This is a genomic window from Methylobacterium fujisawaense (assembly GCF_039619325.1).
Taxonomy (GTDB): domain Bacteria; phylum Pseudomonadota; class Alphaproteobacteria; order Rhizobiales; family Beijerinckiaceae; genus Methylobacterium; species Methylobacterium fujisawaense.
This window is the reverse complement of sequence record NZ_CP155000.1, coordinates 4,586,849-4,610,939: the sequence shown is the minus strand read 5'-3', so window position 1 is coordinate 4,610,939 and position 24,091 is coordinate 4,586,849. Positions and strand designations below refer to the sequence as shown.

General features: G+C 69.9%; 29 protein-coding genes. 14 read left to right on the top strand and 15 right to left on the bottom strand.

Features of this window, described 5'->3' with window-relative positions; genetic code table 11:
- Position 1 precedes the first annotated feature (1 nt).
- Entirely contained in the window at positions 2-547 is a 546-nt protein-coding gene (locus ABC766_RS21875) for an invasion associated locus B family protein (RefSeq protein ID WP_091995268.1), read from the bottom strand.
- Between the two features lie 183 nt (positions 548-730).
- Between ABC766_RS21875 and ABC766_RS21870 the strand changes: the two genes are divergently transcribed.
- Complete coding sequence (locus tag ABC766_RS21870) at positions 731-1,105, top strand: hypothetical protein (RefSeq protein WP_053610808.1); 375 nt, start codon at positions 731-733, stop codon at positions 1,103-1,105.
- 32 nt (positions 1,106-1,137) lie between these two features.
- On the opposite strand, the gene ABC766_RS21865 is transcribed toward ABC766_RS21870, so the two are convergent.
- The 3 genes from ABC766_RS21865 to ABC766_RS21855 all read right to left on the bottom strand — a co-directional run bounded on the left by ABC766_RS21865 (position 1,138) and on the right by ABC766_RS21855 (position 2,849).
- Positions 1,138-1,872: a M48 family metallopeptidase gene (locus tag ABC766_RS21865; RefSeq protein ID WP_043387558.1), complete on the bottom strand. Its 735-nt coding sequence runs from the start codon at positions 1,870-1,872 to the stop codon at positions 1,138-1,140.
- Between the two features lie 63 nt (positions 1,873-1,935).
- Entirely contained in the window at positions 1,936-2,487 is a 552-nt protein-coding gene (locus tag ABC766_RS21860) for an A24 family peptidase (protein ID WP_051045115.1), read from the bottom strand.
- A 197-nt stretch (positions 2,488-2,684) separates the two neighbouring features.
- Positions 2,685-2,849, bottom strand: coding sequence for a Flp family type IVb pilin (locus ABC766_RS21855; RefSeq protein WP_012320434.1), 165 nt, complete (start codon positions 2,847-2,849; stop codon positions 2,685-2,687).
- Between the two features lie 298 nt (positions 2,850-3,147).
- Between ABC766_RS21855 and ABC766_RS21850 the strand changes: the two genes are divergently transcribed.
- Together ABC766_RS21850 and ABC766_RS21845 are read left to right on the top strand one after the other, a co-directional pair.
- Positions 3,148-3,642 (top strand): pilus assembly protein N-terminal domain-containing protein, encoded by a 495-nt coding sequence (locus ABC766_RS21850; RefSeq protein WP_342143155.1) that lies wholly within the window; start codon positions 3,148-3,150, stop codon positions 3,640-3,642.
- A 223-nt stretch (positions 3,643-3,865) separates the two neighbouring features.
- Complete coding sequence (locus ABC766_RS21845; protein ID WP_043357445.1) at positions 3,866-4,543, top strand: metallophosphoesterase family protein; 678 nt, start codon at positions 3,866-3,868, stop codon at positions 4,541-4,543.
- Here the strand turns inward: ABC766_RS21845 and ABC766_RS21840 are convergent.
- The 8 genes from ABC766_RS21840 to hemA all read right to left on the bottom strand — a co-directional run bounded on the left by ABC766_RS21840 (position 4,540) and on the right by hemA (position 11,674).
- Entirely contained in the window at positions 4,540-4,923 is a 384-nt protein-coding gene (locus tag ABC766_RS21840; RefSeq protein WP_345819472.1) for a DUF423 domain-containing protein, read from the bottom strand. The two genes, ABC766_RS21845 and ABC766_RS21840, sit on opposite strands and share 4 nt — an antisense overlap.
- Positions 4,920-5,573: a ribosome biogenesis GTP-binding protein YihA/YsxC gene (yihA, locus tag ABC766_RS21835; protein ID WP_043387550.1), complete on the bottom strand. Its 654-nt coding sequence runs from the start codon at positions 5,571-5,573 to the stop codon at positions 4,920-4,922. The genes ABC766_RS21840 and yihA overlap by 4 nt, the downstream gene beginning before the upstream one ends.
- Before the next feature lie 13 nt (positions 5,574-5,586).
- Complete coding sequence (gene yidC, locus ABC766_RS21830; RefSeq protein ID WP_345819471.1) at positions 5,587-7,443, bottom strand: membrane protein insertase YidC; 1,857 nt, start codon at positions 7,441-7,443, stop codon at positions 5,587-5,589.
- The gene (gene rnpA / locus ABC766_RS21825) at positions 7,433-8,035 is read right to left on the bottom strand and encodes a ribonuclease P protein component (protein WP_345819470.1); all 603 of its coding nucleotides are present in this window, start codon (positions 8,033-8,035) and stop codon (positions 7,433-7,435) included. The genes yidC and rnpA overlap by 11 nt, the downstream gene beginning before the upstream one ends.
- Before the next feature lie 79 nt (positions 8,036-8,114).
- Entirely contained in the window at positions 8,115-8,249 is a 135-nt protein-coding gene (rpmH, locus tag ABC766_RS21820; protein WP_007558110.1) for a 50S ribosomal protein L34, read from the bottom strand.
- 169 nt (positions 8,250-8,418) lie between these two features.
- The gene (locus tag ABC766_RS21815; protein ID WP_345819468.1) at positions 8,419-8,964 is read right to left on the bottom strand and encodes an adenine phosphoribosyltransferase; all 546 of its coding nucleotides are present in this window, start codon (positions 8,962-8,964) and stop codon (positions 8,419-8,421) included.
- A 279-nt stretch (positions 8,965-9,243) separates the two neighbouring features.
- The gene (locus tag ABC766_RS21810) at positions 9,244-10,041 is read right to left on the bottom strand and encodes an inositol monophosphatase family protein (RefSeq protein ID WP_043357127.1); all 798 of its coding nucleotides are present in this window, start codon (positions 10,039-10,041) and stop codon (positions 9,244-9,246) included.
- Positions 10,042-10,378: 337 nt separating this feature from the next.
- Positions 10,379-11,674: a 5-aminolevulinate synthase gene (gene hemA, locus ABC766_RS21805; protein WP_345819467.1), complete on the bottom strand. Its 1,296-nt coding sequence runs from the start codon at positions 11,672-11,674 to the stop codon at positions 10,379-10,381.
- Positions 11,675-11,990: 316 nt separating this feature from the next.
- Here hemA and ABC766_RS21800 point away from each other — a divergent pair, with 316 nt between their 5' ends.
- The 3 genes from ABC766_RS21800 (at position 11,991) to ABC766_RS21790 (ending at position 14,230) form a co-directional block, all read left to right on the top strand.
- On the top strand, positions 11,991-12,182 hold the full coding sequence (locus ABC766_RS21800; protein WP_043357123.1) for a hypothetical protein: 192 nt from the start codon (positions 11,991-11,993) through the stop codon (positions 12,180-12,182).
- Positions 12,183-12,268: 86 nt separating this feature from the next.
- Complete coding sequence (gene murA / locus ABC766_RS21795; protein WP_043357121.1) at positions 12,269-13,558, top strand: UDP-N-acetylglucosamine 1-carboxyvinyltransferase; 1,290 nt, start codon at positions 12,269-12,271, stop codon at positions 13,556-13,558.
- 279 nt (positions 13,559-13,837) lie between these two features.
- Positions 13,838-14,230 carry an alpha/beta hydrolase family protein gene (locus ABC766_RS21790; protein WP_345819466.1) on the top strand — a complete coding sequence of 131 codons (393 nt, stop codon included), beginning with the start codon at positions 13,838-13,840 and terminating at the stop codon, positions 14,228-14,230.
- Here the strand turns inward: ABC766_RS21790 and ABC766_RS21785 are convergent.
- The gene (locus ABC766_RS21785; protein WP_043758854.1) at positions 14,203-14,595 is read right to left on the bottom strand and encodes a hypothetical protein; all 393 of its coding nucleotides are present in this window, start codon (positions 14,593-14,595) and stop codon (positions 14,203-14,205) included. The two genes, ABC766_RS21790 and ABC766_RS21785, sit on opposite strands and share 28 nt — an antisense overlap.
- 197 nt (positions 14,596-14,792) lie before the next feature.
- Here ABC766_RS21785 and ABC766_RS21780 point away from each other — a divergent pair, with 197 nt between their 5' ends.
- From ABC766_RS21780 to ABC766_RS21765, 4 genes are read left to right on the top strand one after another with little or no spacing between them, the layout of a single operon-like run.
- On the top strand, positions 14,793-15,239 hold the full coding sequence (locus ABC766_RS21780; RefSeq protein WP_345819465.1) for a DUF2948 family protein: 447 nt from the start codon (positions 14,793-14,795) through the stop codon (positions 15,237-15,239).
- Positions 15,240-15,260: 21 nt separating this feature from the next.
- Complete coding sequence (hisD, locus tag ABC766_RS21775; RefSeq protein ID WP_345819464.1) at positions 15,261-16,556, top strand: histidinol dehydrogenase; 1,296 nt, start codon at positions 15,261-15,263, stop codon at positions 16,554-16,556.
- 10 nt (positions 16,557-16,566) lie between these two features.
- Complete coding sequence (locus ABC766_RS21770; RefSeq protein WP_043387537.1) at positions 16,567-17,049, top strand: UPF0262 family protein; 483 nt, start codon at positions 16,567-16,569, stop codon at positions 17,047-17,049.
- Between the two features lie 23 nt (positions 17,050-17,072).
- Complete coding sequence (locus tag ABC766_RS21765) at positions 17,073-17,555, top strand: low molecular weight phosphatase family protein (RefSeq protein WP_043356114.1); 483 nt, start codon at positions 17,073-17,075, stop codon at positions 17,553-17,555.
- Between the two features lie 101 nt (positions 17,556-17,656).
- Here the strand turns inward: ABC766_RS21765 and ABC766_RS21760 are convergent, their stop codons facing one another.
- Both ABC766_RS21760 and ABC766_RS21755 read right to left on the bottom strand, forming a co-directional pair.
- Positions 17,657-17,983: a hypothetical protein gene (locus ABC766_RS21760; protein WP_043387534.1), complete on the bottom strand. Its 327-nt coding sequence runs from the start codon at positions 17,981-17,983 to the stop codon at positions 17,657-17,659.
- Positions 17,984-18,086: 103 nt separating this feature from the next.
- Positions 18,087-18,776 (bottom strand): transglutaminase-like cysteine peptidase, encoded by a 690-nt coding sequence (locus tag ABC766_RS21755; protein ID WP_345819463.1) that lies wholly within the window; start codon positions 18,774-18,776, stop codon positions 18,087-18,089.
- Between the two features lie 249 nt (positions 18,777-19,025).
- Here ABC766_RS21755 and ABC766_RS21750 point away from each other — a divergent pair, with 249 nt between their 5' ends.
- From ABC766_RS21750 to ABC766_RS21735, 4 genes are all read left to right on the top strand, one after another.
- Positions 19,026-19,589: a c-type cytochrome, methanol metabolism-related gene (locus ABC766_RS21750; RefSeq protein ID WP_043358028.1), complete on the top strand. Its 564-nt coding sequence runs from the start codon at positions 19,026-19,028 to the stop codon at positions 19,587-19,589.
- A gap of 165 nt (positions 19,590-19,754) precedes the next feature.
- Complete coding sequence (locus ABC766_RS21745; protein WP_425287595.1) at positions 19,755-20,957, top strand: FIST signal transduction protein; 1,203 nt, start codon at positions 19,755-19,757, stop codon at positions 20,955-20,957.
- Positions 20,954-22,300, top strand: a complete 1,347-nt coding sequence (locus ABC766_RS21740) for an ATP-binding response regulator (protein WP_345819462.1) — start codon at positions 20,954-20,956, stop codon at positions 22,298-22,300. The genes ABC766_RS21745 and ABC766_RS21740 overlap by 4 nt, the downstream gene beginning before the upstream one ends.
- Before the next feature lie 308 nt (positions 22,301-22,608).
- The gene (locus tag ABC766_RS21735; RefSeq protein ID WP_345819461.1) at positions 22,609-24,036 is read left to right on the top strand and encodes an MFS transporter; all 1,428 of its coding nucleotides are present in this window, start codon (positions 22,609-22,611) and stop codon (positions 24,034-24,036) included.
- Positions 24,037-24,091 lie beyond the last annotated feature (55 nt).

Below are 24,091 nucleotides of genomic sequence, written 5' to 3'. Positions count from 1 at the left end.
GTCATTTCAGGCTATCGAACCCGGCCGCGAAGCCCTTCATCGACAGCGGGATCCCGACGCCTTCCTCAGGCGTCTGGAACACGATGAAGGTGGCTTGCGTGCCGTTCTTGAACTGGCGGATCAGACCGTCATCCATCACGACCTCGGCCACGCACCCGGTGGTGAGACAGCGGACGAAGCCCGCGCGGCCGATATCGGTCTGGTCGATCTTGAGGCCGAGGCCGGAAGGCAGGAGGACGCCCAGCGGCGCCACCACCCGCAGGAGGTAGCCGCGGTTGTCGGCCGTCTTCAGGACGATCACCACCAGGGTCAGATTCGGCCGGTCCTCGGCGGCGAGATACTGGACGAGGGCACATTGCTCGGCCTTCGCGCCGGCCGGCGTCTCGCAGCGCAACTGCCAATCCTCGAAGGTCTTGCGCACCATACCCTGGGCCGCGGCCGGCCCGGCGGGCACGAGCGCGGCCGCCACGAGGGCGAGGAAAACCGGCAGCGCGGCGCGCCGGACGGCGCGCCGGAAACGAACGAGCCTCGCGTGAAGCGGCACCACCGATCCCTTCGGAACGCTCCGGCCGAGGACCGGCGGGAGCCGTACAATCGGGCGTGTTCCGACCATGGTCGGGCCCGCGCTGTCAAGCGATGCGGTCGCGGTGTTGCGCGTCGGCGCTACCCGCGCGGATGTCTGCGGCCTAGATTGTGATCGAACACTCCTCCTGCGCCGGATCCCGCCGTGATGCGCCTGCTCACTCTCTCGGCCGCCTGCTTGGTGGCCACCCTCGCGCAGGCGGGGGCCCAGTCCCTGCCGGTCGGGGAGACCACCTACATCGAGCGCTCGCTCAATCACACCGACACGCTGGTGATCGAGCATCCGCCGGTGGCGGCGAACCCGTATGGCCGCCGCAACGGACATGCCGCGATCGCCGGCTATTGCCGGGACGGTGGTCTCATCCGGCGGCGTGACGAGTTCGGCAACCCGGTGATCATCCGCCAGCGGGAAGTGTGCGACAGCGTCGCGCCGCGTACCCTCAGTCCAGGCGAGGTCGATCCCCGCCCGAGCTGGCCGGCCGACGCCGTGGCGCGCCAGCGCGTCCTGCGCGCCAAGGGCTGACGCGGGTCACGCCGTCTTCTCCGGTCGGCGGATCAGCCGTACCGATGCAGGCCGGTGCCGTGGCGCTTGAGCCACGCTTCGGCGGCGTCGGTGTTCGGACAGAGGGCGTGCACGAGAGCCCAGAAGCGTGGGGAATGGTTCATCTCGCGCAGGTGGGCCATTTCGTGAGCGACCAGATAGTCGAGCACCATCGGCGGCGCGAGAATCAGGCGCCATGAGAAGTTCAGCTCACCGCGGGCCGTGCAGGAGCCCCAGCGGCTGCGGGTGTCGCGCAGGGTGACGCGGACCGGCCTCTGCCCGAGTTGCACCGCATAACGCTCGATCGCCTCGGCGAGGTCGTGCTTCGCCTCACGGGCCAGGAAGTCGCGGATTCGGCGCGCCACATGGGCTGCGTCGCAGGACACCGAGATGGCCGGCTCTCCGGCGACGCACTCGACCCGTACCGGACCGCTGCGAGTGCCGCGCTGGAGGATCCGGTGAGGCTCGCCGCGGAGCGGCAGGCTGGACTCAGGCTCGAAGGCCACGCGAGCCGGCACACGGGCCAGACGCGTTGCGATCCAGCCCGCATGGCTCGCAGCGAAGCGCTGGGCGGTGTTGACGGCGGTGCGGCTCGGAAGGGTGATCACCGCCTCGCCGGTGGCGGCCGAGACCCGGAGGGTGATGCGGCGCGCGGTCTCCCGCCGCCGGAGGGCAACGCGGAAACTGGCCCCCTCGTGCTGGACCTCAAGATGATCGGGATCGGGGCGACGCAGCAGCGCGAAGGGCATGCGCGACTTCTAGCTGGGCCGGACGCGCGGCTCCAGATCCCGCCGGCCCGAAGCGCCGCAGCTTCAGCCAGCGAGGGCCCGGGTCCAGACGTCGGTGTCGGGCAGGACGAGGAGAGCGGCCGCCGCCAGGGCGATCCCGTACGGGATCCCGGTCTTGGCGTCGTGCAGATGCAGTGCGAACGGCATGCGCGCAATCCGGACGGGCAGCGGATGAGTCCGCGCGAACAGGATCCCCAGCGTCAGGGCACCGCCGAACAGTGACGCCACCAGCAGGTAATCGCCGAGTCCATCGAAGCCGAGCCACAGGGCCGTGGCGGCCGCGAGCTTGGCATCGCCGCCGCCGATGACACCGAAGGCGAAGAGCGCGAAGGTGACGAGCAGAACGACCGCGCCGGCCGCGCAATGGAAGCCGATCTCGGCCCAGCTCATCGGGCCCGTCAGGGCGAGGAGCGCGAACCCCGCCACGAGGCCGAGGGAGATCCGGTTCGGGATCAGCATGGTCAGAAGATCGCTGGCGGCTGCGTACGCCATCAGGAACGGGAAGAGGATCAACAGGCCGAATCCGGCCGGGCCAAGACCTGTCAGGCCGAGGCTTGCCGTCGCTGAACCGACCATCTCGGCGCCCATTTCGTCGAAACCTGTCGCATCACCGGCCAACGATCCGACCCGGCCATCCGTCGGCCGGAATGGATCCGCGCGTTACCAGACGGCCTGTGCCGCCGCGAACGAGAACGATTCCGGCCGGCCGAGCCCCCGGTCTCTCGCCGAGAGCCGGGGTGTCTCGCACCTGCCGCAGATCAGAGCCGTCTCGCTTAGTTCAGGTTGCCGGAGATCTGGCTGAACTTGCTCGTGAGGCTGGTGCCAACGGTCTTCAGCGCGGTGATGATGGCGACGGCGATCAGGGCCGCGATCATGCCGTACTCGATCGCGGTGGCACCGGACTCGTCCGAGGCGAAGCGCGTGAACAGGGTCTTCATGGAGAGCGATCCTTCGATCAACATAGAGCGAGGCAAAACTTGCGCGATGACCGATGAAGATTTTTCTTGTCTCGATCGGCGGCCTGCACAGACTGGCGATTTCGCCTTGAAAATCGGTTAAATCGATCCCGGAGCGTCGTAAAATGCCGTCTCGTTGCGAGATTGGTGAAGGTTGGGTTTCTTCGATACGGCAGTGCGCGGACTCTTGGTCTTGCTTAGCGCTTCCTTCACCCCTCCCGCGATAGCCTCGGGCTTCGGGTCGGATCTCGTCCGCTACCCGTCGTCTTGAGGAAACCCGATGCGCCGCACCCTGTCGATTGCGGGCCGAGCCGGCCTCATCGTCCTGATGACGGGCGCCGCAGCCGTGGCGGGTCAGCCCGAGCTGCTGCCGGTCGTGACCGTTCTGGTGGACAATGCCAAGGTCCTCCGCCTGCCGGAGAAGACCTCGACCATCATCGTCGGGAATCCGATCATCGCCGAGGTGACGCCGCAGAAGAACGGCGTCCTCGTGCTCACCGGCAAGAGCTTCGGATCGACCAATCTCATCGCCCTCGACAACGGCGGCGCCATGATCGCCGAGACGACCATCCGGGTCGAGGCGTCGCGGGACTCGACCATCACGGTCCAGCGCGGTCTCGACCGGGAATCCCTGTCCTGCACGCCGAGTTGCCAACCGTCGGTACAGCTCGGCGACTCGGCGAGCTATTTCGGCACGACCAGCGGGCAGGCCGACGCGCGCCGCAAGCTTGCGACCGGCGGCGGCGCCGGAACAGTTCCGGCGGCCGATCACTGATCGAACCGGATCCGGGAGCGAAGACGCCCGGGTGACGTCGCGGCCGATGTCGCGGTCACCACATCGCCACCCGCCGTCGATGCGGGGGCGCCCCGAGCGGCGCTCTGGCCGGCGACGGCGTTGCGGACCATCGCCACGCGCTGAGGCTGACCCGGCGACGGGGAGCAGCCCGTCCCGATCATGGACCCTTGCGGAGCGGGACGGCCCGGTGGACGATGGCGCGATGGAATCCGGTCCGCTCACCTATGTCATCGGCGACATCCACGGCTGCGCCGACCTCCTCGATGCGCTGTTGGAGCGGATCGCCGACCATGCCGCCGACCGCGGCCGCCGCCTCGTCTTCCTCGGGGATTATATCGACCGCGGGCCGGACAGCGCCGCGGTTCTCCGCACCGTGAGCCGGCTGAATTGGGCCGAGCCCGAGCATGTCATCTGCCTGATGGGCAATCACGAGCGGATGCTGCTCGATGCGCTGCAGACGCCTCAGGCCGCGGAACACTGGCTCTACAACGGCGGGGAGGCGACGCTCGCCTCCTTCGGCGCCCGGGAGGCGGGCGATCTGCCACGCGACACCCTCGACTGGCTCGAAGGTCTCCCCACCCTGCATGGGGATGACGCCCGCTGGTACGTCCATGCCGGTTTCCGGCCCGGCGCGGCGATCCCGGATCCAGACGATCACAATCGGCTCTGGATCCGCGAGCCGTTCCTGGAGGGCGACCACGATTTCGGCCGCCACGTGGTCCATGGCCATACCCCCCAACGCAACGGACGGCCCGAAATCCGCCGGTTCCGCACGAACCTCGACACCGCAGCGGTCTACGGGGGAGCCCTCACGGCAGGCGTCTTCTCCGCCGCGCAGGGCCCGGCGCTGCATTTCCTGCAGGTCCGGGCGCCGGCCTAGACGGTTCGACGCACGGGAACGAGGGCGCACAGGATCCCGACGAGCCAGCCGCCCATCAGGACGACGCCGCCGGTGGGCGCAGCCATCGGAAAGAGCGGGCGCTGGAGCCACGTGCGCACCGAGAGGTCGCCGCAGAACAGGATCAGACCGAGGACCAGGAGCCCCGAAGCGGTCCGGGCAAGCCCGGTCCGGGCAAGGCCGGCGGTGCCGAAGCCGATGAGCGCCAGAATGGCGGGGGCGTGGAACAGCAGGAACTGCGCCGCCGTCTTCAGCGAATCGGCGCCGGGGATGTGCGCGGCGGCGGCGCTCAACGCCACACCAAGCAGGCCGGCGAGGCAGGCGAGCGCCGCGAGCGCGCGATCGACACCCGCAACACTCACGCGCCGCGCTCCACGAGGAGCCTGGCGATGGCCGCACGCAGCTCCGGCACGCCGGAATCGTCCCGACTCGAGGTGAGGATCACCTGCGGATAGGCCGCCGGACGCTTGGCAAGCCCGGCCTCGATCCCGGCAATGCGGCTCGCGACCTCGCCCTTCTTGAGGGAATCCCCCTTGGTCAGCACGACCTGATAGCTCACCGCGGCCTTGTCGAGGCCGTCGAGCACATCGGTATCGATCGACTTGAAGCCGTGCCGGGCGTCGATGAGCATGAACACGCGGGCGAGGCTGGCGCGCCCCTTCAGGTAGGAATGGATCAGCCGCGTCCAGGCCTCGACCTTGGCCTTCTCGACCGCGGCGTAGCCGTAGCCGGGCATGTCGACGAGGGACAGGCGCTCGCCAATCCGGAAGAAGTTCAGCTGCTGCGTGCGCCCGGGCGTGTGCGAGGTCCGCGCCAGGGTGTTCCGCCCGGTGAGGGCATTGATCAGGCTCGATTTGCCGACGTTCGACCGTCCCGCGAAGGCGATCTCCACGCCCTCCATGGGCGGCAGCCGATCGAGCGTCTGGGCAGCCGCGTAGAAGTCGGCGGCGCCGGCAAAGAGAAGGCGGCCGGCCTCAAGAAGGTCGGCCGCATCGTCGTTGGTCTCAGTCACGGCACATTGCCTGTCAGCTCTTGGTGGCGGCCGTCTTGGTGCCGTTGCCGCGCCGGAACGTCGATCGCAGGTTGTCCCACAGCTCCACCTTCACGCCGTTGCGGCGCATGATGACGTACTGCTGGATCACCGACAGCGTGTTGTTCCAGGCCCAGTAGATCACGAGGCCGGCGGGGAACGACCCCAGCATGAAGGTGAACACGATCGGCATGAAGGTGAAGATCTGCGCCTGGACCGGGTCCGGCGGCGCGGGGTTCATCTTCATCTGCACGAACATCGTCACGCCCATGATCAGCGGCCAGACGCCCAGGTGGACGAAGTCGGGCGCCGGGAAGGGCAGCAGTCCGAACAGGTTCACGATGCTCGTCGGATCCGGCGCCGCGAGGTCGTGGATCCAGCCGAAGAACGGCGCGTGCCGCATCTCGATGGTGATGAACAGCACCTTGTAGAGCGCGAAGAAGACCGGGATCTGGATCAGCACCGGCCAGCAGCCGGCGACCGGATTGATCTTCTCCTTCTTGTACAGCTCCATCGTGGCCTGCTGCGCCTTCAGACGGTCATCCTTGTAGCGCTCGCGGATGGCGGCCATCTCCGGCTGCACGGCCTTCATCTTGGCCATCGAGACGTAGGACCGGTTCGCGATCGGCAGGAACAGCAGCTTCAGGCAGAAGGTGACAACCAGGATCGAGACGCCGAAATTGCCGAACAGGTGATAGAAGAAGTCCAGCGCCCGGAACATCGGCTTGGTGATGAAGAAGAACCAGCCCCAATCGATCATCAGATCGAAGTGCTTGATGCCCAGGTCCTTCTCGTAGTTGTTGATGACGTTGACTTCCTTGGCGCCCGCGAACAGCCGCTGCGTCGCGGTGACGGAGGTGCCGGCCGCCACGTTCACGGCGTCGCCGCGCACGCTCGCCTGATAGACGTTGGTGGTCCCGTCGGTCCGGTCGGTGAAGGCGCCGGTATACGGCGTGTCCTGATCGGGGATCGCGGCGGCCGCCCAGTACTTGTCGGTGATGCCCACGAAGCCGCCGATCACGCCGGTCCAGGCCTTGCCCTTGGTGTTGGCGCCGCCGTAGGCGCCCTCCTTGGCGAGCTTGTCGTAGGTGAATTCCTGGAGCCCGTCGTTGCCGAGATAGCCGATCATGCCCTCGTGCAGGACGTAATAGCCCTGGGTGTGCGGCTTACCCCAGCGGGAGACGAGGCTGTAGGGGTAGAGCGTGATCGCACCCGAGCCCTTGTTCTCGACCTCGTCGCGGATCGTGAACATGTACTTGTCGTCGACCGCGATGATCCGCTTGAAGACGAGGCCGGCGCCGTTGTCCCAGGTCAGGGTCACGGGCATGCCCGGCTGGAGCGTCTTGCCCTCGCTGGTCCAGAGGGTGTCGTTGTTGGGCAGCGGCCCGGCATTGGCGCCGACCCAGCCGAACTCGGCGTAATAGGGCGTCTCGCTGCCGGCCGGCGAGAACAGCACGATCTCGGGGCTCTTGGGGTCGACGGTCTCGTGGTAGTTCTTGAGCGACACGTCGTCGACGCGGCCGCCCTTCAGGGCGATCGAGCCGGACAGCGCCGGGGTCTCGATCCGAATGCGCGGCGAGCGGGCGAGCGCCGCCTCGCGGGAGACCGGGCCGCCCTGCGGCGTGGGCAGCGTGCCGGGCACCGGCGCGGCCGGGCCGCCCTCCTTGGGGGACGGCGAAGGCACGCCGTCCGGGGTCACGCCCGGGGGCTGCTGTTGCTGCGCGGCCTTGTTCTGGGCCTCGATCAGCCGCTGCTGCTCCATGCGCGGGCCGGCCACGAAGTACTGCCACCCGAGCAGCACCAGCAGCGACAGGCCGATGGCCACGAACATGTTCGTCTTGTCATTGCCCATCAGGGACACCGCCGCACGCGTTCGGAGTGGCATCAAGACCGGCGCCGGCCCCGGGGGACCTGCGCGCGCCGGTGATTCGGTGATCTCTGTCGCACCCCTGCGACGGGCCGATGTCGGCGCGGCCGGAGGGCGCGGGCTGCGCGGAGGCGCCCGCTTCCTGCTGAAGAGATGAGGTTTGAGGTGTGGTCTTGGACCGCCGGTTGCCGGATCGGCCGGACGGCCTGTCGCCCCGGGGCGCCGCAGGCCGGGTCACCGTCGGGATCGCACGCCGCAGGTCCTCGGCCAGCGACGCGAAGGGGGCGTCCAGCGCCGGGCGCCGGGCGATCAGTACGATGTCGGCCGGCAGGGTCGCGAGTTCGGCCGGCAGATCGGCCGCGACCAGCCCCAACGCGGCGCGGAGACGGCGCCGGATGCGGTTGCGCTCCGTCGCGTGACCCACGCGCTTCGTGATGGTGAAACCGAGACGGAGGCCGGGGCAGGCCTCCGGGTTCCGGAGGCGCCCCTGCGCGGTCATGCGCTCGGTGTGAAAGCGACGCCCCTCGGCCGCAGCCAGGAAGTCGGGTCGTTTCTTGAGCCGCTCGATCGTCGCCATCGATGGTTCGATCCCGGCCGATACCACTTGCCTCACGGCGCGGATGCGCGAAGGCGTCCGCGCCCGAGAGGATCCGGCCTCAGGCCGACAGGCGCTTGCGGCCGTGGGCGCGACGGCGCGCGATCACCTTGCGGCCGCCGGCGGTGGCCATGCGCGCACGGAAACCGTGGCGGCGCTTACGGACGAGCTTGCTCGGCTGGTAGGTTCTCTTCATGGCTCAGAGCCTTCAAAGGTCGAGGCGCGCTCGCGGGCGGCTGATGCCGCACCCGACCTTCACGCGTCCTTGGTTGTCTGCAAACACGAAGGGCGCCCATGCGGGGCGCCACGTCGCGAGTGGCGGGCTTATGGCGGATGGGTCCCGCGAAGTCAACGTTCGGCGGGGCTCAATGCCCCTCGAACTGCATGAGGGTCCGCACCTCGACGCCCATGTCGCGCAGGCGCTGGGCCCCGCCGATCTCGGGCAGATCGATGACGAAGCAGGCGGCCACGAGTTCGGCGCCGATCTTCTGAAGCAGGTTCACCGCCGCCGTGGCGGTGCCGCCGGTGGCGATCAGATCGTCGACAAGGAGCACCCTGTCGCCGGGCCGGACCGCGTCGACGTGGATCTCGATCTCGTCGGTGCCGTATTCGAGAGCGTAGGCCATCGAAACCGTCGTGTGGGGCAGCTTGCCCTTCTTGCGGATCGGCACGAAGCCGCAGGAGAGCTGATGGGCGATGGCCCCGCCCAGGATGAAGCCCCGGGCCTCGATGCCGGCCACTTGGTGGATCTGCCCGCCCGCATAGGGGTGAACCAGCGCGTCCACCGCCCGCCGGAAGGCGCGCGGGTCGCTGAGCAGCGTGGTGATGTCGCGGAAGATGATCCCGGGCTTCGGGTAATCGGGAATCGAGCGGATCGATTCCTTCAGCGCGACGTGGCGGCGGGCTTCCATGCGTTCGGCCTTCCGTGGAGAACCGCGGGCTTAAAGCAGAAGGTTGAGGTCCTGACCAGTTTCCGGCGGCATGCCGGGCGGGTCAGGCCGCGTTCGGTGAGTCCCGGCGATCCGGCGACCGTCCCACGCGGCGCGAGCGGTCCGGTCGCCGCGGGCGCACCTGGCTCCGAGGAAGCCTGCTTGTGGCGGGCAATCCCTGATCGCCGCGGGCGTCGAGACGGGGCGCTTCGGCGGGCCTCGATGCCGGCCTTCACCGCACGGTCCCGGGATGACGGGCCGCTAGGCCGCCTGGACCTTCTTGAGGATGGCGACGAGTTCCCGGTGCAGCTCCTCGTTGCCGCAGGCCACCGACCGGGGCGCGAGCGGCTCGGCGGCGCCATCCGCGGAGGTCACGAAGCCGCCCGCCTCGCGCACGAGGATCACGCCGGCGGCGAAATCGTAGGTCTGGAGATCGCGCTCCCAATAGGCGTCGAGGCGCCCGCAGGCGACATAGGCCATGTCGAGGGCCGCCGATCCCATCCGGCGGGTGCCGCCGGCCACCGCCATGACGGCGCCCAGCTCGCGCAGGAGTCGCGGATGGCTGCCGCGACCGAGATAGGGCGTTCCGTAGCCCACCAGCGCGTCGGCCATGTCCTGACGGCCGGAGACGCGCAGGCGCCGGTTGTTGAGATAGGCCCCCTTCCCGCGCTCGGCGACGAACAGCTCGTCCTTGATCGGGTCGAAGATCACACCGGCGACGATCTGGCCCTCGCGCTCGAGGCCGACCGAGACGGCGAAATGGGGCACGCCGTGCAGGAAGTTCGAGGTGCCGTCGAGGGGGTCGATGTGCCAGGTGTGGCTCTTGTCGGTCCCCTCGATGATCCCGTTCTCCTCCTGCACGAGGCTGTAGCCCGGTCGCGCCTTCATCAGGGCGTCGCGCAGCACCTCCTCGGCCTTGCGGTCGGCCGCGGAGACGAAGTCACCCGGGCCCTTCCGCGAGACCTGCAGGTTCTCGACCTCGCCGAAGTCGCGGCGCAGGCCGCGCGCGGCCTTGCGCACGGCATCGACCATCACGGTCATGAGCGGGGAGGAGATCATGGTCGGACTTTTCGCGGGTGAGGATTGACGCCGTCGTTACAGCCCGGCGCCGGAAAAGACGAGATGGGGGCAGGACATGGGCGCCGTGCGGCGGGGGGCCGGCCCGGACCGGGTCCCACGGATCGTCGTCGCGGCACGGCCCCTCCCTCGGGCGAGAGGGACGAATGGGGGGCGTGCGGCAGCCGAAGGCGGCGCGACCTGAGCGCGCGTCACCGGCACGCCTGATCCGGAACCTACCCTCCCTCAGCCGGAAGGGTGAGCCGATCGCGCCCTGTGATAGAGGCCACGGCCCCTCGGTGGGGCCAGGCCGTGGCGGTCGATACGGAGACCCGAGACCCTACTCGGCGGCCTCGACGAAGACCGTGCCGGCCCGGGGCAGATCCAGCGCCTCCCAGGTCTCGCTGAGGGCCGCGGCGAGGCGCTCGATATGCGGCGCGTCGTGGAACGGCGACGGCGTGATCCGCAGGCGCTCGGTGCCGCGCGGAACGGTCGGATAATTGATCGGCTGGATGTAGATGCCGTGGTGCTCCAGCAGGTGGTCGGCCGCGGCCTTGCACAGTTCGGCATCGCCGACCATCACCGGCACGATATGGGTCTCGGTCTCCAGGATCGGCAGGCCCGCCGCGGCCAGGGCCGCCTTGGTGGCCGCCGCCTGGCTCTGGTGCGCCTCCCGCTCGGCGCTGGAACGCTTGAGGTAGCGCACCGACGCCCGTGCCGCCGCCGCCACGGCCGGCGGCAGCGCGGTGGTGAAGATGAAGCCCGGCGCGAAGCTGCGCACGGCGTCGCAGATCGCCGCCGAGGCGGTGATGTAGCCACCGACGCAGCCGAAGCCCTTGGCCAGCGTCCCCTCGATCACGTCGACCCGGTGCATCACCCCGTCGCGCTCGGCGATGCCGCCGCCGCGCGGACCGTAGAGACCGACGGCGTGGACTTCGTCCAGATAGGTCATCGCGCCGTAGCGGTCCGCGAGGTCGCAGATCCGGCTGATCGGCGCCACGTCGCCATCCATCGAGTAGACCGACTCGAAGACGATCAGCTTCGGCCGGTCGCCGGCCTCCTGGAGCAGCTCCTCCAGATGCTGGAGATCGTTGTGGCGGAAGATCTTCTTCGCGCAGCCGGAGTGGCGCACGCCCTCGATCATCGAATTGTGGTTGAAGGCGTCGGACAGGATCAGGCAATCCGGAATCAGCTTGGCGATCGTCGAGATGCCGGCCTGGTTCGACACATAGCCCGAGGTGAAGACCAGACCCGCCTCCTTGCCGTGCAGGTCGGCGAGTTCGCGCTCCAGATCGACGAGGGGCGAGTTGTTACCGGCGATGTTGCGGGTGCCGCCCGCGCCCACGCCGCAGCGGGCGGCGGTCTCGGTCATGGCGGCCACCACCTCCTTGTGCTGGCCCATGCCGAGGTAGTCGTTCGAGCACCACACGGTGATCTCGGTCGTCTTGCCGTCGGGCTGACGCCACTTGGCCGTCGGGAACCGCCCGGAAATGCGTTCGATATCGGCGAAGACACGGTAGCGCCGCTCGCCGTGCAGCTGATCCAGCGCGCCGCGGAAGTAGCGCTCGTAGCCGGAACCGGCGCGCGTCGATCCCGTTGGGGCGAGCGTCGTGCTGGGCATCCGGGTCACGGTCATCGAGCGTCCTTCGCGTATTCGGCCACGCGGGCGGCGCCTTGAAGCGCCGGGGTCCCGCGATCTGAGGTCTGGCCTCGGTCAGTCCTTCGCGTGAGGACTGGAAGATACGCGCGGATCTGGAACTGGTTCAAGGTAAGGTTCCGACATCGCTGCGTTGCATCCATTGAGAGGGCGGCACGAACCCGGTAGCGTCCGTCAGGATCTTTCCCTTCGAACTTGGCTCCGGCGCACTTCCGAATCCCATGTCTCAACCCGCAGATGGCTCCTCACACCGGAACGCCCGTGTCCCGAGCTTGCGGCGACCAAGGGTCGCGCCATGACCGACGCGAAGACGGACGCGAAGGACGCGCGCACGGAGCGCCTGAAGGCGGCCCTGCGGCAGAACCTGCGGCGCCGCAAGGCGCAGGATCGGGGCCGGACCGAAACGAGACCGGCTCCGGACGCGGACCGGTCCTGCACGTCCGAGGCCGCGATCAACGGTCCTGATTCCGACAAATCCGGTCTATAGGGCACGGCCAAGCCTGGGCGCTTCCGCGCCCGCGATCAGCACGGCCGGCCGCGCGCCATCGGGGATGCGCCGCCCAAGGACACACGATGGACCGCATCCACATCACCGGCGGCGCGCCGCTCAACGGCGTGATCCCGATCTCGGGCGCCAAGAATGCGGCGCTGCCGCTGATGATCGCCAGCCTGCTCACCGGCGAGACGCTGGAACTGATCAACGTGCCGCGGCTCGCCGACATCGCCGCGCTGACGCGGATCCTGGGCAACCACGGCGTCGACCACATGGTGGTCGGCAAGCGCCCCGGTCAGACCACCGAGACGGGCCAGACCATCCGGCTCACCGCCTCGAATGTCATCGACACCACCGCGCCCTACGACCTCGTCTCGACCATGCGGGCGAGCTTCTGGGTGATCGCGCCGCTGCTCGCCCGGTTCGGCGAGGCCAAGGTGTCGCTGCCCGGCGGCTGCGCCATCGGCACCCGGCCGGTCGACCTGCTGATCATGGCCCTGGAGAAGCTCGGGGCCGAGATCGAGATCGACGCCGGCTACGTGGTCGCCCGCACGAAGAACGGCCTGCGCGGCGCCGAGATCGTCTTCCCCAAGGTCACGGTCGGCGGCACGCATGTGGCGCTGATGGCGGCTGCGCTCGCCTACGGGACCACGGTGATCGAGAACGCCGCCCGCGAGCCGGAGGTCGTCGACCTCGCGGAGTGCCTGAACAAGATGGGCGCGAAGATCCGCGGCGCCGGCACGCCCCATATCGAGATCGAAGGCGTGGCCCGTCTGAACGGCGCCCGCCACGCGGTCCTGCCCGACCGGATCGAGACCGGCACCTACGCCATGGCGGTCGCGATGGCCGGCGGTGACGTCGTCCTGAAGGATACGCGAGCCGATCTGCTGCACGCGGCCCTCGACATCCTGTCGACCACGGGCGCCGAGATCACCCCGGTCGAGGGCGGCATCCGCGTGCGCCGCAACGGCGCCGGCATCGCGGCGGTCGACGTCACCACGGATCCGTTCCCGGGCTTCCCCACCGATCTGCAGGCGCAGTTCATGGCGCTGATGACGCTGGCCAAGGGCCAGTCGCATATCCGCGAGACGATCTTCGAGAACCGGTTCATGCACGTGCAGGAACTGGCCCGGCTCGGCGCGAAGATCCGCCTCGAGGGCGACCTCGCCATCGTCGAGGGCGTGGAGCGGCTGAGGGGGGCACCCGTCATGGCCACCGACCTGCGCGCCTCGGTGTCCCTGGTGATCGCGGGCCTCGCCGCCGAAGGCGAGACCCAGATCAACCGGGTCTACCATCTCGACCGCGGCTTCGAGGCGCTTGAGGCCAAGCTCGGCCGCTGCGGCGCGCAGATCGAGCGCGTCCGGGCCTGAGCGACCCCTGCGGTCCGGGACGTCGATGGACGTCGGCGGGCCGCCGATGTCGTCTGAACCCTGACCGCCGATCCGGGGCGCGGGATCCGGTTCCACGCCCGGGCCCAGGACGGGCGGCCTCCGCTCGATCTGCAGGACGGCGGCGGAGACGAGAACCGGCACGTCTGTGCGGTCGATCGCCGGGACAAACCGGGACCTGACGCCCTTCCCGGGCGGCGCGGCCGGGCTCGTCCGGGTCAGCCAGACGAGCCCCCTCACGGGGAGGCGTTCCGCGCGCAGGTGATCCGGGCGATCGGCGATCCGGACACCGCGGCGGGGCTGGACCAGATGCGTGCGCGCTCGCCGGTTCACCGGGCCGGCGGGATCCGGGCGCCCCTCCTGATCGCGCAGAGCGCCACCGCCCCCCGGGTGAAGCAGGCCGAGTCCGACCAGAGGGTCGCAGCCCTCGATGCGAAGCGCCTCACGGTGACCGATCCGCTGTTCCCGGACGAGGGCCACGGCTTCGTGCGGCCCGAGAACCGCCTCGCTCTCCATGCCCGGGCGGAGGCCATCCTGGCCCGGCATCTCGGAGGCCACGCCGAGAGCCCCCGGACGCGGCGGCCGAGGCGGGCCATGCCCCGCAGGTCATGCGCGACAGCGGACGCTCAATCCTCGATCTGCCCGCGCCTGTAGCCGAAGCCGGGTATGTCGCAGCCGCAGGGCGCATTGGGCGGCGCCGGGCGCGTCAGGCATGTGCCGCGGGCGGTCACGCAGACGCTGTCATCCCACGACCGCCCCGGGCCGGTGCGCCATTGAGGCCGGATCCGGTCGGACGCATCGTCGAATGGCGGCGGGGGCGGAGGCCAGCCGTAGCCATCGTCGGCGGGCGGTGGCGGCCGGCGATCTCGGGGCGGCGGGGCGTAGACGTCCCGGTCCGGACCCGGTCGGCCGTAGATGTAGGGCCGCGCGTCGGGGCCGACCTGCGCACCCGCGGGACCAGCCGCGTGAATCCCCAGGGCCAGCGCCGCCAGAGTCGCGTGCGTCGTGAACTTGGCCATCCTCGACCCTGCCTCGACCCTGCTTCGATCCGTCCGCCGCGCCTCTAGCCCACGGCGCTGGGTCGAGCCTGTGCCCCGTCCGCACCCGGCATCCTCAGGTCGGGCGTTGCCCGAACGGGGCTGCGCCGCTACCTACGCCCTGCCGCGGGGCCCCTCGCCGACCGGCCCACGCCCCGCGTTCGCCGAGGACCCTCTGCATGGAGCTGCTCAAGCTCGCCGCCCTCGACATCGAGGACTTGACCGTGATCTCAGCCCACCTGCAGGACGCGATCCTCCGGCCGGAGGATCTGACCTATCTCGCCGGTGAGCAGCGCTTCCTCATGGCGGTGCGACGCTTCGACTGGACACCGGACGCCCCGCCCCGGCGGCGCCTCGCCGGCCTGCACATCGAGCGCGTCCGGGGCGTGAAGAGCCGCGGCCTGAAGCCGGGCGACGCCACGCCGATGAGCCTGCTCGCGCTGAACTTCGAACAGACGGATGCGCCGTCGGGTCACATCGATCTCGTCTTCTCGGGCGGTGCGGCCCTTCGGCTGGAGGTCGAGTGCATCGAGGTCCGGATGAAGGATCTCGGCCCGGTCTGGGAATCGGCCACCCGTCCCGGCCACGACATCGACACCGACACGACCGCCGGCCCGGCGGCCTGACGCGAGACAGAGAGCTTTCCGATGGTCCGGCTCGACAGCAGCGATCCGAATTTCGCCACCGCCTTCGCGCATCTCCTGACGGTGAAGCGTGAGATCGCCGAGGACGTGGACGAAGCGGTCCGCGCCATCATCGCCGACGTCGTCGCACGCGGCGACGCGGCCCTGGTCGACTTCACGCGTCGCTTCGACCGGCTCGGCACCGATTTCTCCGCCGAGCACCTGCGGGTCACCGACGCGGAGATCGCCGCGTCGGTCGCCGCCTGTCCGCAGGAGTCCCTCGAGGCCCTGCGCCTCGCCGCCGAGCGGATCGAGAGCTTCCATCGGGCGCAGCGGCCCACGGACCATCGCGCCACGGACGCGCTGGGCGTCACCGCCGGCTGGCGCTGGACGGCGCTCGAATCGGTGGGGCTCTACGTCCCGGGCGGGACGGCGAGCTATCCCTCCTCGGTGCTGATGAACGCGCTCCCCGCCCGCGTCGCCGGCGTGCCGCGGCTCGTCATGGTCGTGCCGACCCCCGACGGCCAGATCAATCCGCTGGTCCTGGCCGCCGCGCAGCTCGCCGGCGTCCACGAGGTCTACCGGGTGGGCGGGGCCCAGGCGGTGGCCGCCCTCGCCTACGGCACCGCCACCATTGCTCCCGTCGCCAAGGTCGTCGGGCCCGGCAATGCCTGGGTGGCCGCGGCCAAGCGCCGGGTCTTCGGCCAGGTCGGGATCGACATGATCGCCGGCCCCTCCGAGGTGCTGATCCTGGCCGACGGCCACGCCAACCCGGCCTGGGTCGCCGCCGACCTGCTGGCGCAGGCCGAGCACGACGTCGCCGCCCAGGCGATCCTGATCACCGACAGCGCAGACCTGGCGGACGCCGTCGAGGCGGCCGTCGAGCGCGCCCTCACCACCCTGCCCCGTCAGGAGATCGCCCGGGCGAGCTGGCGCGACTACGGCGCCGTCATCCGGGTCCGGACCTTCGACGAGGCCGTCCCCCTCGTCGACCGCCTCGCCCCCGAGCACCTGGAGATCGAGACGCAGGATGCGGAGGCGCTCGCCGCCAAGGTGCGCAATGCCGGGGCGATCTTCCTCGGCTCGCACACGCCGGAGGCGATCGGCGACTATGTCGGCGGCCCGAACCACGTCCTGCCCACCGCTCGGTCCGCCCGGTTCTCCTCCGGCCTCGGGGTGCTCGACTTCATGAAGCGGACGACGATCCTCGCCTGCACGCCGGAGAGCTTGCGGGCGCTCGGCCCGGCGGCGATAAACCTCGGCCGGTCCGAGGGCCTGGAGGGGCACGCCCGCTCCGTCGCGATCCGGTTGAACCTGTGAGGTTTTGGGGATGGCGGAGAAGCAGCGCGGGCCGAACCGCCTCGCGAAGGTGAGCCTGGACGAGGCGTCCATCGCCCGCGGCAACCCGGATCAGGAGCACGAGCGGGCCATCGCGCTCTTCGACATCCTGGAAGACAATGTCTTCGCGATACCGGGCCGAGAGGGCCCCTACGCCCTGACGCTGGGCCTCGTCGAGAACAAGCTGTCCTTCGCCATCACCACGGTGGAGGGCGAGCCGGTGATGACGCACCTCCTGTCGCTGACGCCATTCCGTCGGGTGATCCGCGACTACGAGATGATCTGCGAGAGCTACTACAACGCGATCCGCACCGCCTCGCCATCGCAGATCGAGGCGATCGACATGGGTCGGCGGGGCCTGCACAACGAGGCGTCCGAGACGCTCAAGCAGCGGCTCGACGGCAAGGTCGACCTCGACCACGACACGGCCCGCCGCCTGTTCACCCTGATCTTCGCGCTGCACTGGAAGGGCTAGGGCGCCCTCCGCGCCGACCGGCGATGGCTGAGCCCGTTCCAGAGCCTCCTCCCGACGCCTCTCCGAAGAAGCGGCGGGTGCAGTCCGTCCTGTTCATGTGCAATTACAACGCCGTGCGCTCCGTCGCGGCGGAAGCGATCGCGCGCGCCTATTTCGGCAAGTCCACCTATGTGCAGTCGGCCGGAGTCCGGTCCGGCGAGCCCACGGATCCGTTCATGATCGCGGCCCTCGACGAGATCGGGATCGATGCCAGCCGACACCGCCCCCGCACCATCGAGGAGTTGGAGGATTGGGAGGGGCTGAACTTCGACCTGATCATCACCCTGGCGCCGGAGGCCCATCACCGGGCGCTGGCCCTGACGCACACGCTCGCGGCCGATGTCGAATACTGGCCGACCCCGGATCCCACGCTGGTGCAGGACGCGTCCCGGGAGCAGCGTCTCGAGGCCTATCGTGAGGTCCGCGACGGGCTCACCCGGCGGATCAAGGCCCGTCTGAAGGCGTAGGCGGGCGGCGTCTCTTCCTGACGATCGCGCATCGCCGAGCGGCGGATCGCCGATGCCGTGCCTGCGGACTGTCGCGCGCGGGGCTCCGCAGGTCCGCCGCGTCAGCCGCGATCGCCCACCAGCCAGGCCCGGATCCGGCCGGCGAGGAGCGGCCGGGCGCGAATGACGTCGTCGCCGTCAAGGAGCGGCGAGTCTGCGAGCGTCGCGAGATAGGCGTCCTCGGCGCTGCGGCAGGCGCGGAAGGCAGCGTCGACGGCCAGATCCCTGTCCGTCAGCGCGGCTTGAATCCCGAAGTTGCGGCTGACGCAGTCGCGCCACGCAGCGTGGCGGAGCTCGGTCTCGCTCGCGGCCCGCGCGGTGCCGCAAGCCGCGGCGACGAGGACGATCGCGAGGAGCGGGGCCGGCATCACGTGGCGGGCTCGCGGCATCGTTCAGGCACTCCGTCACCCGACAGAGTGGCGGCGCAGGGTTATCAATCCGTTAAGATGTGATGCCCGCGGCGCGGGTTCCACTGCCGGAGGTGGGCCTTGATCAGCGGTTGGCGGTGGTGACCGGGGAGGTGACGCCGCCGAGCGAAACCCAGGCGACGGCGTCCTGGCTCTCGCGCTTGATGAACACGTAGCCGGTCTTGTGCCAGGGCAGGATCGCGTTGGTCTTGTTGTCGAGCACCAGGTCGCCCCGGTCGGTGATCAGGGTGAGCACCGCGTGGCCCTCGCCCTTCTCGTCGATCACCACGGTCATGCGCATCGCCCGCCGCGGCAGGCCGGCCTGGGCCAGCAGATGGCGCTTGAGCAGCTGGAAGTCCTCGCAGTCGCCGATGCCGTCCTCGGCCAGATCCCACCGGTCGGCCACGTGCAGGTGGTCCTGATCGGTCATCGGCTCGACCGCCTTGTTGACCCGCCGGTTCACCGACACGATCGTCGCCCAGGTCGCTGGCGTCAGGCTGATCCGGGCCGGCTCGCCCCGGTCGAGCGCGCATTCGGCCGCGTAGGTCTGGCAGAAGGTCGTCCAGGCCGCGATCGGCTTGGCATCGCCCTGCACCCGGGCACCGGCTTCCGTCGGCAGGCTCGCAAGCGTCTGCGCCTGGACACCGGTGGCGAGGCCCGCAATGCCGAAGACCGCGAGAGCGGCGGCGGCGGCGGCGGCGCGGCGGCTCCGGGGCAGCCGACGCGCTGCGGGTGCCTCGACCCGTCTCTGCATCATGGAAACCGCGAACCGCATCGCCGGACCCAACCGTTAAGCTCTCGTTAACGAAAGCTCTCACGCCGGCGGGCCGGCGGCAATGCGCCGATTAACAAAAGGTTAATGCTGTGCGCAACGCGGATAATCGTTCAGTCGTCGTTCCGAGCCGGCACGTCCCCGCGATGCGCGAAATCGTGAAGGCGCACCAAGGTCTTCGTTTCCGAGATCCGTCGTTATCCCGGCGTCGCTCCACCGAGAAGAAGCCTGTGGGCGGCAGGAGGACGACTTATGCGGCGCGCAGCAGACAGGATCGCCGGGCTCATTCTGGCCGGACTTGCAGCAGGAACCCTCGGAGCCGTTTCGACATCCGCCGCGCCAGCCGGCGCGGCATCGACCGACCTGAAGAGCGAGGGACCGACGCAGCCGGCGAAGGTCCAGGACGGCCAGTACACCGACAAGAACGGCGATCCGACCTACCACGTCACGGACGGCGGCAAGAAGGTCGACTGGTACACCATGTCCGGCTACGTGCGGTACAATTCCAACTGCATCGTCTGCCACGGCCCCGACGGGATGGGCTCGACCTATGCACCGTCGCTTGTCGATGCCCTCAAGGGCATGGACTACGCGCACTTCGCCGGCATCGTCGTGGGCGGCAAGAAGGACGTGAACGCCTCGCAGGAGCTGGTCATGCCCGCCTTCGGCGATAACAAGAACGTCATGTGCTACCTGCCGGACATATTCACGTATCTCCGCGCCCGTTCGGACGGAGCGCTCGGTCGCAACAGACCGCCGGAGCACGAGCCCAAGCCCGCTGCCTTCGAGAAGGCCGAGGACGCCTGCATGAAGTGAACGCCGCCTCCCGGGCCTCGGACCGAGATTGAACCTGCCCGGGGGGCGACACGCCCCGTTGCACCGCTCGGTTGCGCACGACATACTCTGCACAAGACGCTGAAGAGCAGGCGCCAAGCTTGCCGAGGGGGTCGCAGGGGATGGAACGTGGCTCAAGGATCGGGAGTGCGCCGCCATCTCTGCGGCATCTGGACGGCCTGGACCGATGCGGCCGGGGCCGCCGACGCGGCCGCTGAAGTCGCCCGGGCCGTCGGTGGCTCGGCCCTGTCACAGATCGTCGTGTTCTTCTCGGCGGATTACGACGCGGAGATCCTGGCCCGCGCGCTGGAAACTTGGTTCCCCGGCGTGCCGGTGGCGGGCTGCTCGATGTCGGGAGGCATCGCCCCGGCCGGAGGCCTCGACCGCGGCCTCGTGGCCATCGCGTTCCCGGCGGAGCGCTTCCGCATCGTCTCGACGGTCCTCGACGCCATCGACCACCTCGACGTGGAGCGGACGGCCTCCGCGGTCCGGGCGCTGCGCCGGACCCTCGACCCACTGGACCGGTGCCGCGAGGTCGACATGGCCGCGTCCGGCCACCGCTTCGCCCTGTCGCTGATCGACGGACTCGCCAACGCCGAGGAGACGGTCGTCTCGGCGATCGCCTGGGCACTCGACGGCATCCCGATCGTCGGCGGCTCGGCCGGCGACGACCTGCGCTTCCGCGACGCCGTCCTGCTCCACGGCGGGAAGATCCACCGGAAGGCGGCGGTCCTGGTCCTCGTGGAGACCGACTTCTCGGTGGAGATCTTCAAGAGCGACAATTTCGAGCCGACCCAGACCAAGTTCGTGGTGACGGCCTCCGACGGCGAGCGCCGGACCGTGCACGAGCTGAACGCCGAGCCGGCAGCCCGGGAATACGCGATGGCGATCGGCCTCGACCCCGAGGGCTTGTCGCCGATGAGCTTCGCCGCCTACCCGCTGGCTGTGAAGGTCGGCGGCGAGTATTTCTGCCGCTCGATCCGGCGGATGAACGAGGACGGGTCGCTCAGCTTCTTCTGTGCGGTGGACGAGGGCGTGGTGCTGACCCTCGCCGAACCGCGCGATATCGTCGCCTCGACGCGAGCCGAGCTGGCGCGCCTCGACGCGGTGCTCGGCGGCGTCGACCTGATCATCGGCTTCGAATGCGTGCTGCGACGGCTCGACGCCGAGAGCCGGCAGGTGCGCCACGGCATTGCCGACCTCTATCGCCGCTACAACGTCGTCGGCTTCGAGACCTTCGGCGAGCAGTACAGGGCGATGCACCTGAACCAGACCTTCACGGGCATCGCCATCGGCAAGACCCTCGCCGGCGGTGCCCCGAGGGCGGAAGCCACCCCCGTCGCGTCGTGACCCTGCATCCGAACGGTCTCGAGACCGGAGCGTCCCTGCACCGGCGGATCGAGAAGCTCGAGCGCATCAACGCCGCGCTGATGTCCCATGTCGAGCGCTCCATGGATCAGCGGGGCAGCGCCTATTCGCTGTTCCAGACCGCGATCATGCTGGAGGGCCGGGTCCGCACCCGCACCGAGGAGCTGACCGGGCTGATGCACCGGTTGGAGCGCTCCAACGAGGCGCTGGCCGCCGCCAAGGAGGAGGCCGAGACCGCCAACCGCTCCAAGACCCGGTTCCTGGCCGCGGCGAGCCACGACCTGCTTCAGCCGGTCAACGCCGCCCGCCTGTCGATTTCGGCGCTGGCCGATCTCGACGTGCCGCCGGAGGCGCGCATCATCGCGGGCCAGGTGGATCGCGGCCTGCAGACCATCGAGGATCTGATCAAGACGCTGCTCGACATCTCGAAGCTCGATGCCGGGATCGTGCGGCCGCAGATCCAGCCGGTGTTCCTGCCCGACCTGCTGGCGGAGCTGGCCGAGAGCTTCAAGCCGTTCGCGGAGCGCAAGGGCCTGCGGCTGTCGCTGCGCTGCCCCGACGTCACCGTCACCAGCGACGTGATGCTCCTGCAGCGCATCCTCCAGAACCTCGTCTCCAACGCGGTCCGGTACACAAGCGTCGGCGGGATCGTTCTCGCGGCCCGGCGGCGGTCCGGCGGCATCCGGATCGAGGTGACCGATACCGGCTGCGGCATCGCCGCAGAGGAATGCGACCTCGTCTTCGACGAGTTCTTCCGCGGCGGCGCCCGGACCGGCAGCGGCGAGGAGCCGGGCCTCGGCCTCGGCCTGTCGATCGTCCGCCGTATGGCCCAGGCCCTCGACCACCCCCTGCGGCTGCGCTCCCGGATCGGCCACGGCACCCGGGTCGCCCTGACGCTGCCCGTGAGCACGATCCCGGCGGCCGTCGCCCCGCCCGCTCCGGTGGCGACCCGGCTCTCGGGCGCGCACGTGCTCGTCGTGGAGAACGATCCCTCCACGTCCGACGCCCTCGCCCGCCTCCTCCAGAACTGGGATGCCCGGGTCTCGACCTTCCGCGACCTCGCGGGGGTGCGGGCCGCCGTAGAGGCCGGCGCCCCGCGGCCGGACATCCTGGTGCTCGACTACCATCTCGACGACGGCGCCTGCGGCCTCGACGTGGCCAACTACCTCCGGGCCGTGCACGCCGATCCGGTCCCGGTCATCGTCACCACCGCCGACCATTCCGAGGCCGTCGAGGACCGGGTCACGGCCGCCGGGGCGGAACTCGTGCACAAGCCGATCAAGCCGGCGCAGCTCCGCTCCCTGCTCACCTACATGCTCGCCTGAGCGGCCTGCGGCGGTCCGCGCTTCGACCGGCGGCACGCCTCGCGCTGCCTGCGGACAGGCGGACCTCGGAAAAGCCGATCCCCGGCCGAGCACGGGATGGGTCGCCCCGCTGCGGAGCACGGGCCCCCGACGCAGCACCCGTCCGACGCGAACAAACCTGCCCGTGCCGTGACATAGGACACACGACACCCCTCGACGTGCCGTGCCGCCTGCGCGACAGGGAACAGCGTCCGCGGCGCGTCCTGCGTCCGGATTTTCCCAGCCATCGACGTCACGGACCCGCCGGGACGCCGCAGGAGCGCGCAGGAATGGCGCAGGTCCCGCTCGGTCCAGCCGGCGGCCGTCACGGACACCCGCAGAGGCACCCGCAGGGGCCTTCGCACGATGGCCTGCCGCCCCGCGAGCGCGTCCTCGCCATGGCGGCGATCGCGCTGGCCATGACCATGGCGGTCCTCGACGGCGCCATCGTCAACGTGGCGCTGCCCGTCATGGCCAAGGATCTGGCGGTCAGGCCGGCCGACGCGATCTTCGTGGTCAACGCCTACCAGATCGCCGTCACGGCCACCCTCCTGCCGTTCGCGGCGCTGGGCGACATCTTCGGCTTCCGACGCGTCTACCTGCCGGGTCTGGCCGTCTTCGTGGCCGCCTCGCTGGCCTGCGCGCTGGCGCCAAGCCTGCCGCTGCTGATCGCCGCCCGGATCGTCCAGGGGCTCGGCGCCGCGGCGATCATGAGCGTGAACATCGGCTTCGTCCGTTTCATCTACCCCCACCGGATGATCGGCCAGGGGGTCGCCAACGTCGCGCTCGTGGTGGCGGTGGCCTCGGCCGCCGGCCCGACCGTGGCGGCCGCGATCCTGTCGGTGGCGACCTGGCCCTGGCTGTTCCTCGTCAACATCCCCGTGGGCCTGCTGGCCCTGGCGGTGGCGTCCCGGACCCTGCCGGCGACGCCGGCGAGCGGCCGCCCCTTCGATCTCGTGAGTGCCGTCCTCAACGCCCTGACCTTCGGCCTGCTGATCATCGGCATCGACGGGCTTGGCGATCCGGAGGCCCGGGGCATCGCCGTCCTCGAATTCGCGGCCGCGATCGCGGTCGGCGCGGTGTTCGTCCGGCACCAGATCCGGCTGGCCGCGCCGCTCCTGCCCGTGGACCTGCTGCGGATCCCCGCCTTCGCCCTGTCGATGGCGACCTCCGTCGCCTCGTTCTGCGCCCAGATGGTCTCCTACGTGGCGCTGCCCTTCTATTTCCAGGACGTGCTGCACCTCTCCAGCACGCAGACCGGCTTCCTGCTCACCCCCTGGCCGATCGCGGTCGCCGCGATGGCGCCGATCTCCGGCCGCCTTGCGGACCGGTATCCGCCCGGGATCCTGGGCGGGATCGGCCTGGCCATGATGGCCGTCGGTCTGGTCTGCGTGACGATCCTGCCGGCCGCTCCGACGACCCTCGATATCGTCTGGCGGCTGACCCTGTGCGGTCTCGGCTTCGGCCTGTTCCAGTCCCCCAACAACAAGGTGATCGTTACGTCGGCGCCGCGCGAACGGGCTGGGGGGGCGAGCGGGATGCAGTCGACGGCTCGGCTCACCGGGCAGTCGCTCGGCGCAGCTCTGGTGGCGGTGATCTTCGGCTTGACCCACGGTCTCGGGGCCGAGCGGGCGGTGACCCTGTCGCTCTCCTGCGCGGTGGCGCTCTCGGTGATCGGCGGCTGCGCCAGCGTCCTGCGGCGGAGTCGGAGCGGCTAACCGGATCGCGTATGCCACCCGGGACGCCGGCTTGCGTTGATGGGGTGTGTCCCAT

Coding starts and splice junctions, on each gene's coding strand:
- ABC766_RS21870 (WP_053610808.1), top strand. CDS start 731: ATGCGCCTGCTCACTCTCTCGGCCGCCTGCTTGGTGGCCACCCTCGCG.
- ABC766_RS21865 (WP_043387558.1), bottom strand. CDS start 1,872: ATGCCCTTCGCGCTGCTGCGTCGCCCCGATCCCGATCATCTTGAGGTC.
- ABC766_RS21860 (WP_051045115.1), bottom strand. CDS start 2,487: ATGGTCGGTTCAGCGACGGCAAGCCTCGGCCTGACAGGTCTTGGCCCG.
- ABC766_RS21855 (WP_012320434.1), bottom strand. CDS start 2,849: ATGAAGACCCTGTTCACGCGCTTCGCCTCGGACGAGTCCGGTGCCACC.
- ABC766_RS21850 (WP_342143155.1), top strand. CDS start 3,148: ATGCGCCGCACCCTGTCGATTGCGGGCCGAGCCGGCCTCATCGTCCTG.
- ABC766_RS21845 (WP_043357445.1), top strand. CDS start 3,866: ATGGAATCCGGTCCGCTCACCTATGTCATCGGCGACATCCACGGCTGC.
- yidC (WP_345819471.1), bottom strand. CDS start 7,443: ATGGGCAATGACAAGACGAACATGTTCGTGGCCATCGGCCTGTCGCTG.
- rnpA (WP_345819470.1), bottom strand. CDS start 8,035: ATGGCGACGATCGAGCGGCTCAAGAAACGACCCGACTTCCTGGCTGCG.
- rpmH (WP_007558110.1), bottom strand. CDS start 8,249: ATGAAGAGAACCTACCAGCCGAGCAAGCTCGTCCGTAAGCGCCGCCAC.
- ABC766_RS21815 (WP_345819468.1), bottom strand. CDS start 8,964: ATGGAAGCCCGCCGCCACGTCGCGCTGAAGGAATCGATCCGCTCGATT.
- ABC766_RS21810 (WP_043357127.1), bottom strand. CDS start 10,041: ATGATCTCCTCCCCGCTCATGACCGTGATGGTCGATGCCGTGCGCAAG.
- hemA (WP_345819467.1), bottom strand. CDS start 11,674: ATGACCGTGACCCGGATGCCCAGCACGACGCTCGCCCCAACGGGATCG.
- ABC766_RS21800 (WP_043357123.1), top strand. CDS start 11,991: ATGACCGACGCGAAGACGGACGCGAAGGACGCGCGCACGGAGCGCCTG.
- murA (WP_043357121.1), top strand. CDS start 12,269: ATGGACCGCATCCACATCACCGGCGGCGCGCCGCTCAACGGCGTGATC.
- ABC766_RS21785 (WP_043758854.1), bottom strand. CDS start 14,595: ATGGCCAAGTTCACGACGCACGCGACTCTGGCGGCGCTGGCCCTGGGG.
- ABC766_RS21780 (WP_345819465.1), top strand. CDS start 14,793: ATGGAGCTGCTCAAGCTCGCCGCCCTCGACATCGAGGACTTGACCGTG.
- hisD (WP_345819464.1), top strand. CDS start 15,261: ATGGTCCGGCTCGACAGCAGCGATCCGAATTTCGCCACCGCCTTCGCG.
- ABC766_RS21770 (WP_043387537.1), top strand. CDS start 16,567: ATGGCGGAGAAGCAGCGCGGGCCGAACCGCCTCGCGAAGGTGAGCCTG.
- ABC766_RS21765 (WP_043356114.1), top strand. CDS start 17,073: ATGGCTGAGCCCGTTCCAGAGCCTCCTCCCGACGCCTCTCCGAAGAAG.
- ABC766_RS21760 (WP_043387534.1), bottom strand. CDS start 17,983: ATGCCGCGAGCCCGCCACGTGATGCCGGCCCCGCTCCTCGCGATCGTC.
- ABC766_RS21755 (WP_345819463.1), bottom strand. CDS start 18,776: ATGCGGTTCGCGGTTTCCATGATGCAGAGACGGGTCGAGGCACCCGCA.
- ABC766_RS21750 (WP_043358028.1), top strand. CDS start 19,026: ATGCGGCGCGCAGCAGACAGGATCGCCGGGCTCATTCTGGCCGGACTT.
- ABC766_RS21735 (WP_345819461.1), top strand. CDS start 22,609: ATGGCGCAGGTCCCGCTCGGTCCAGCCGGCGGCCGTCACGGACACCCG.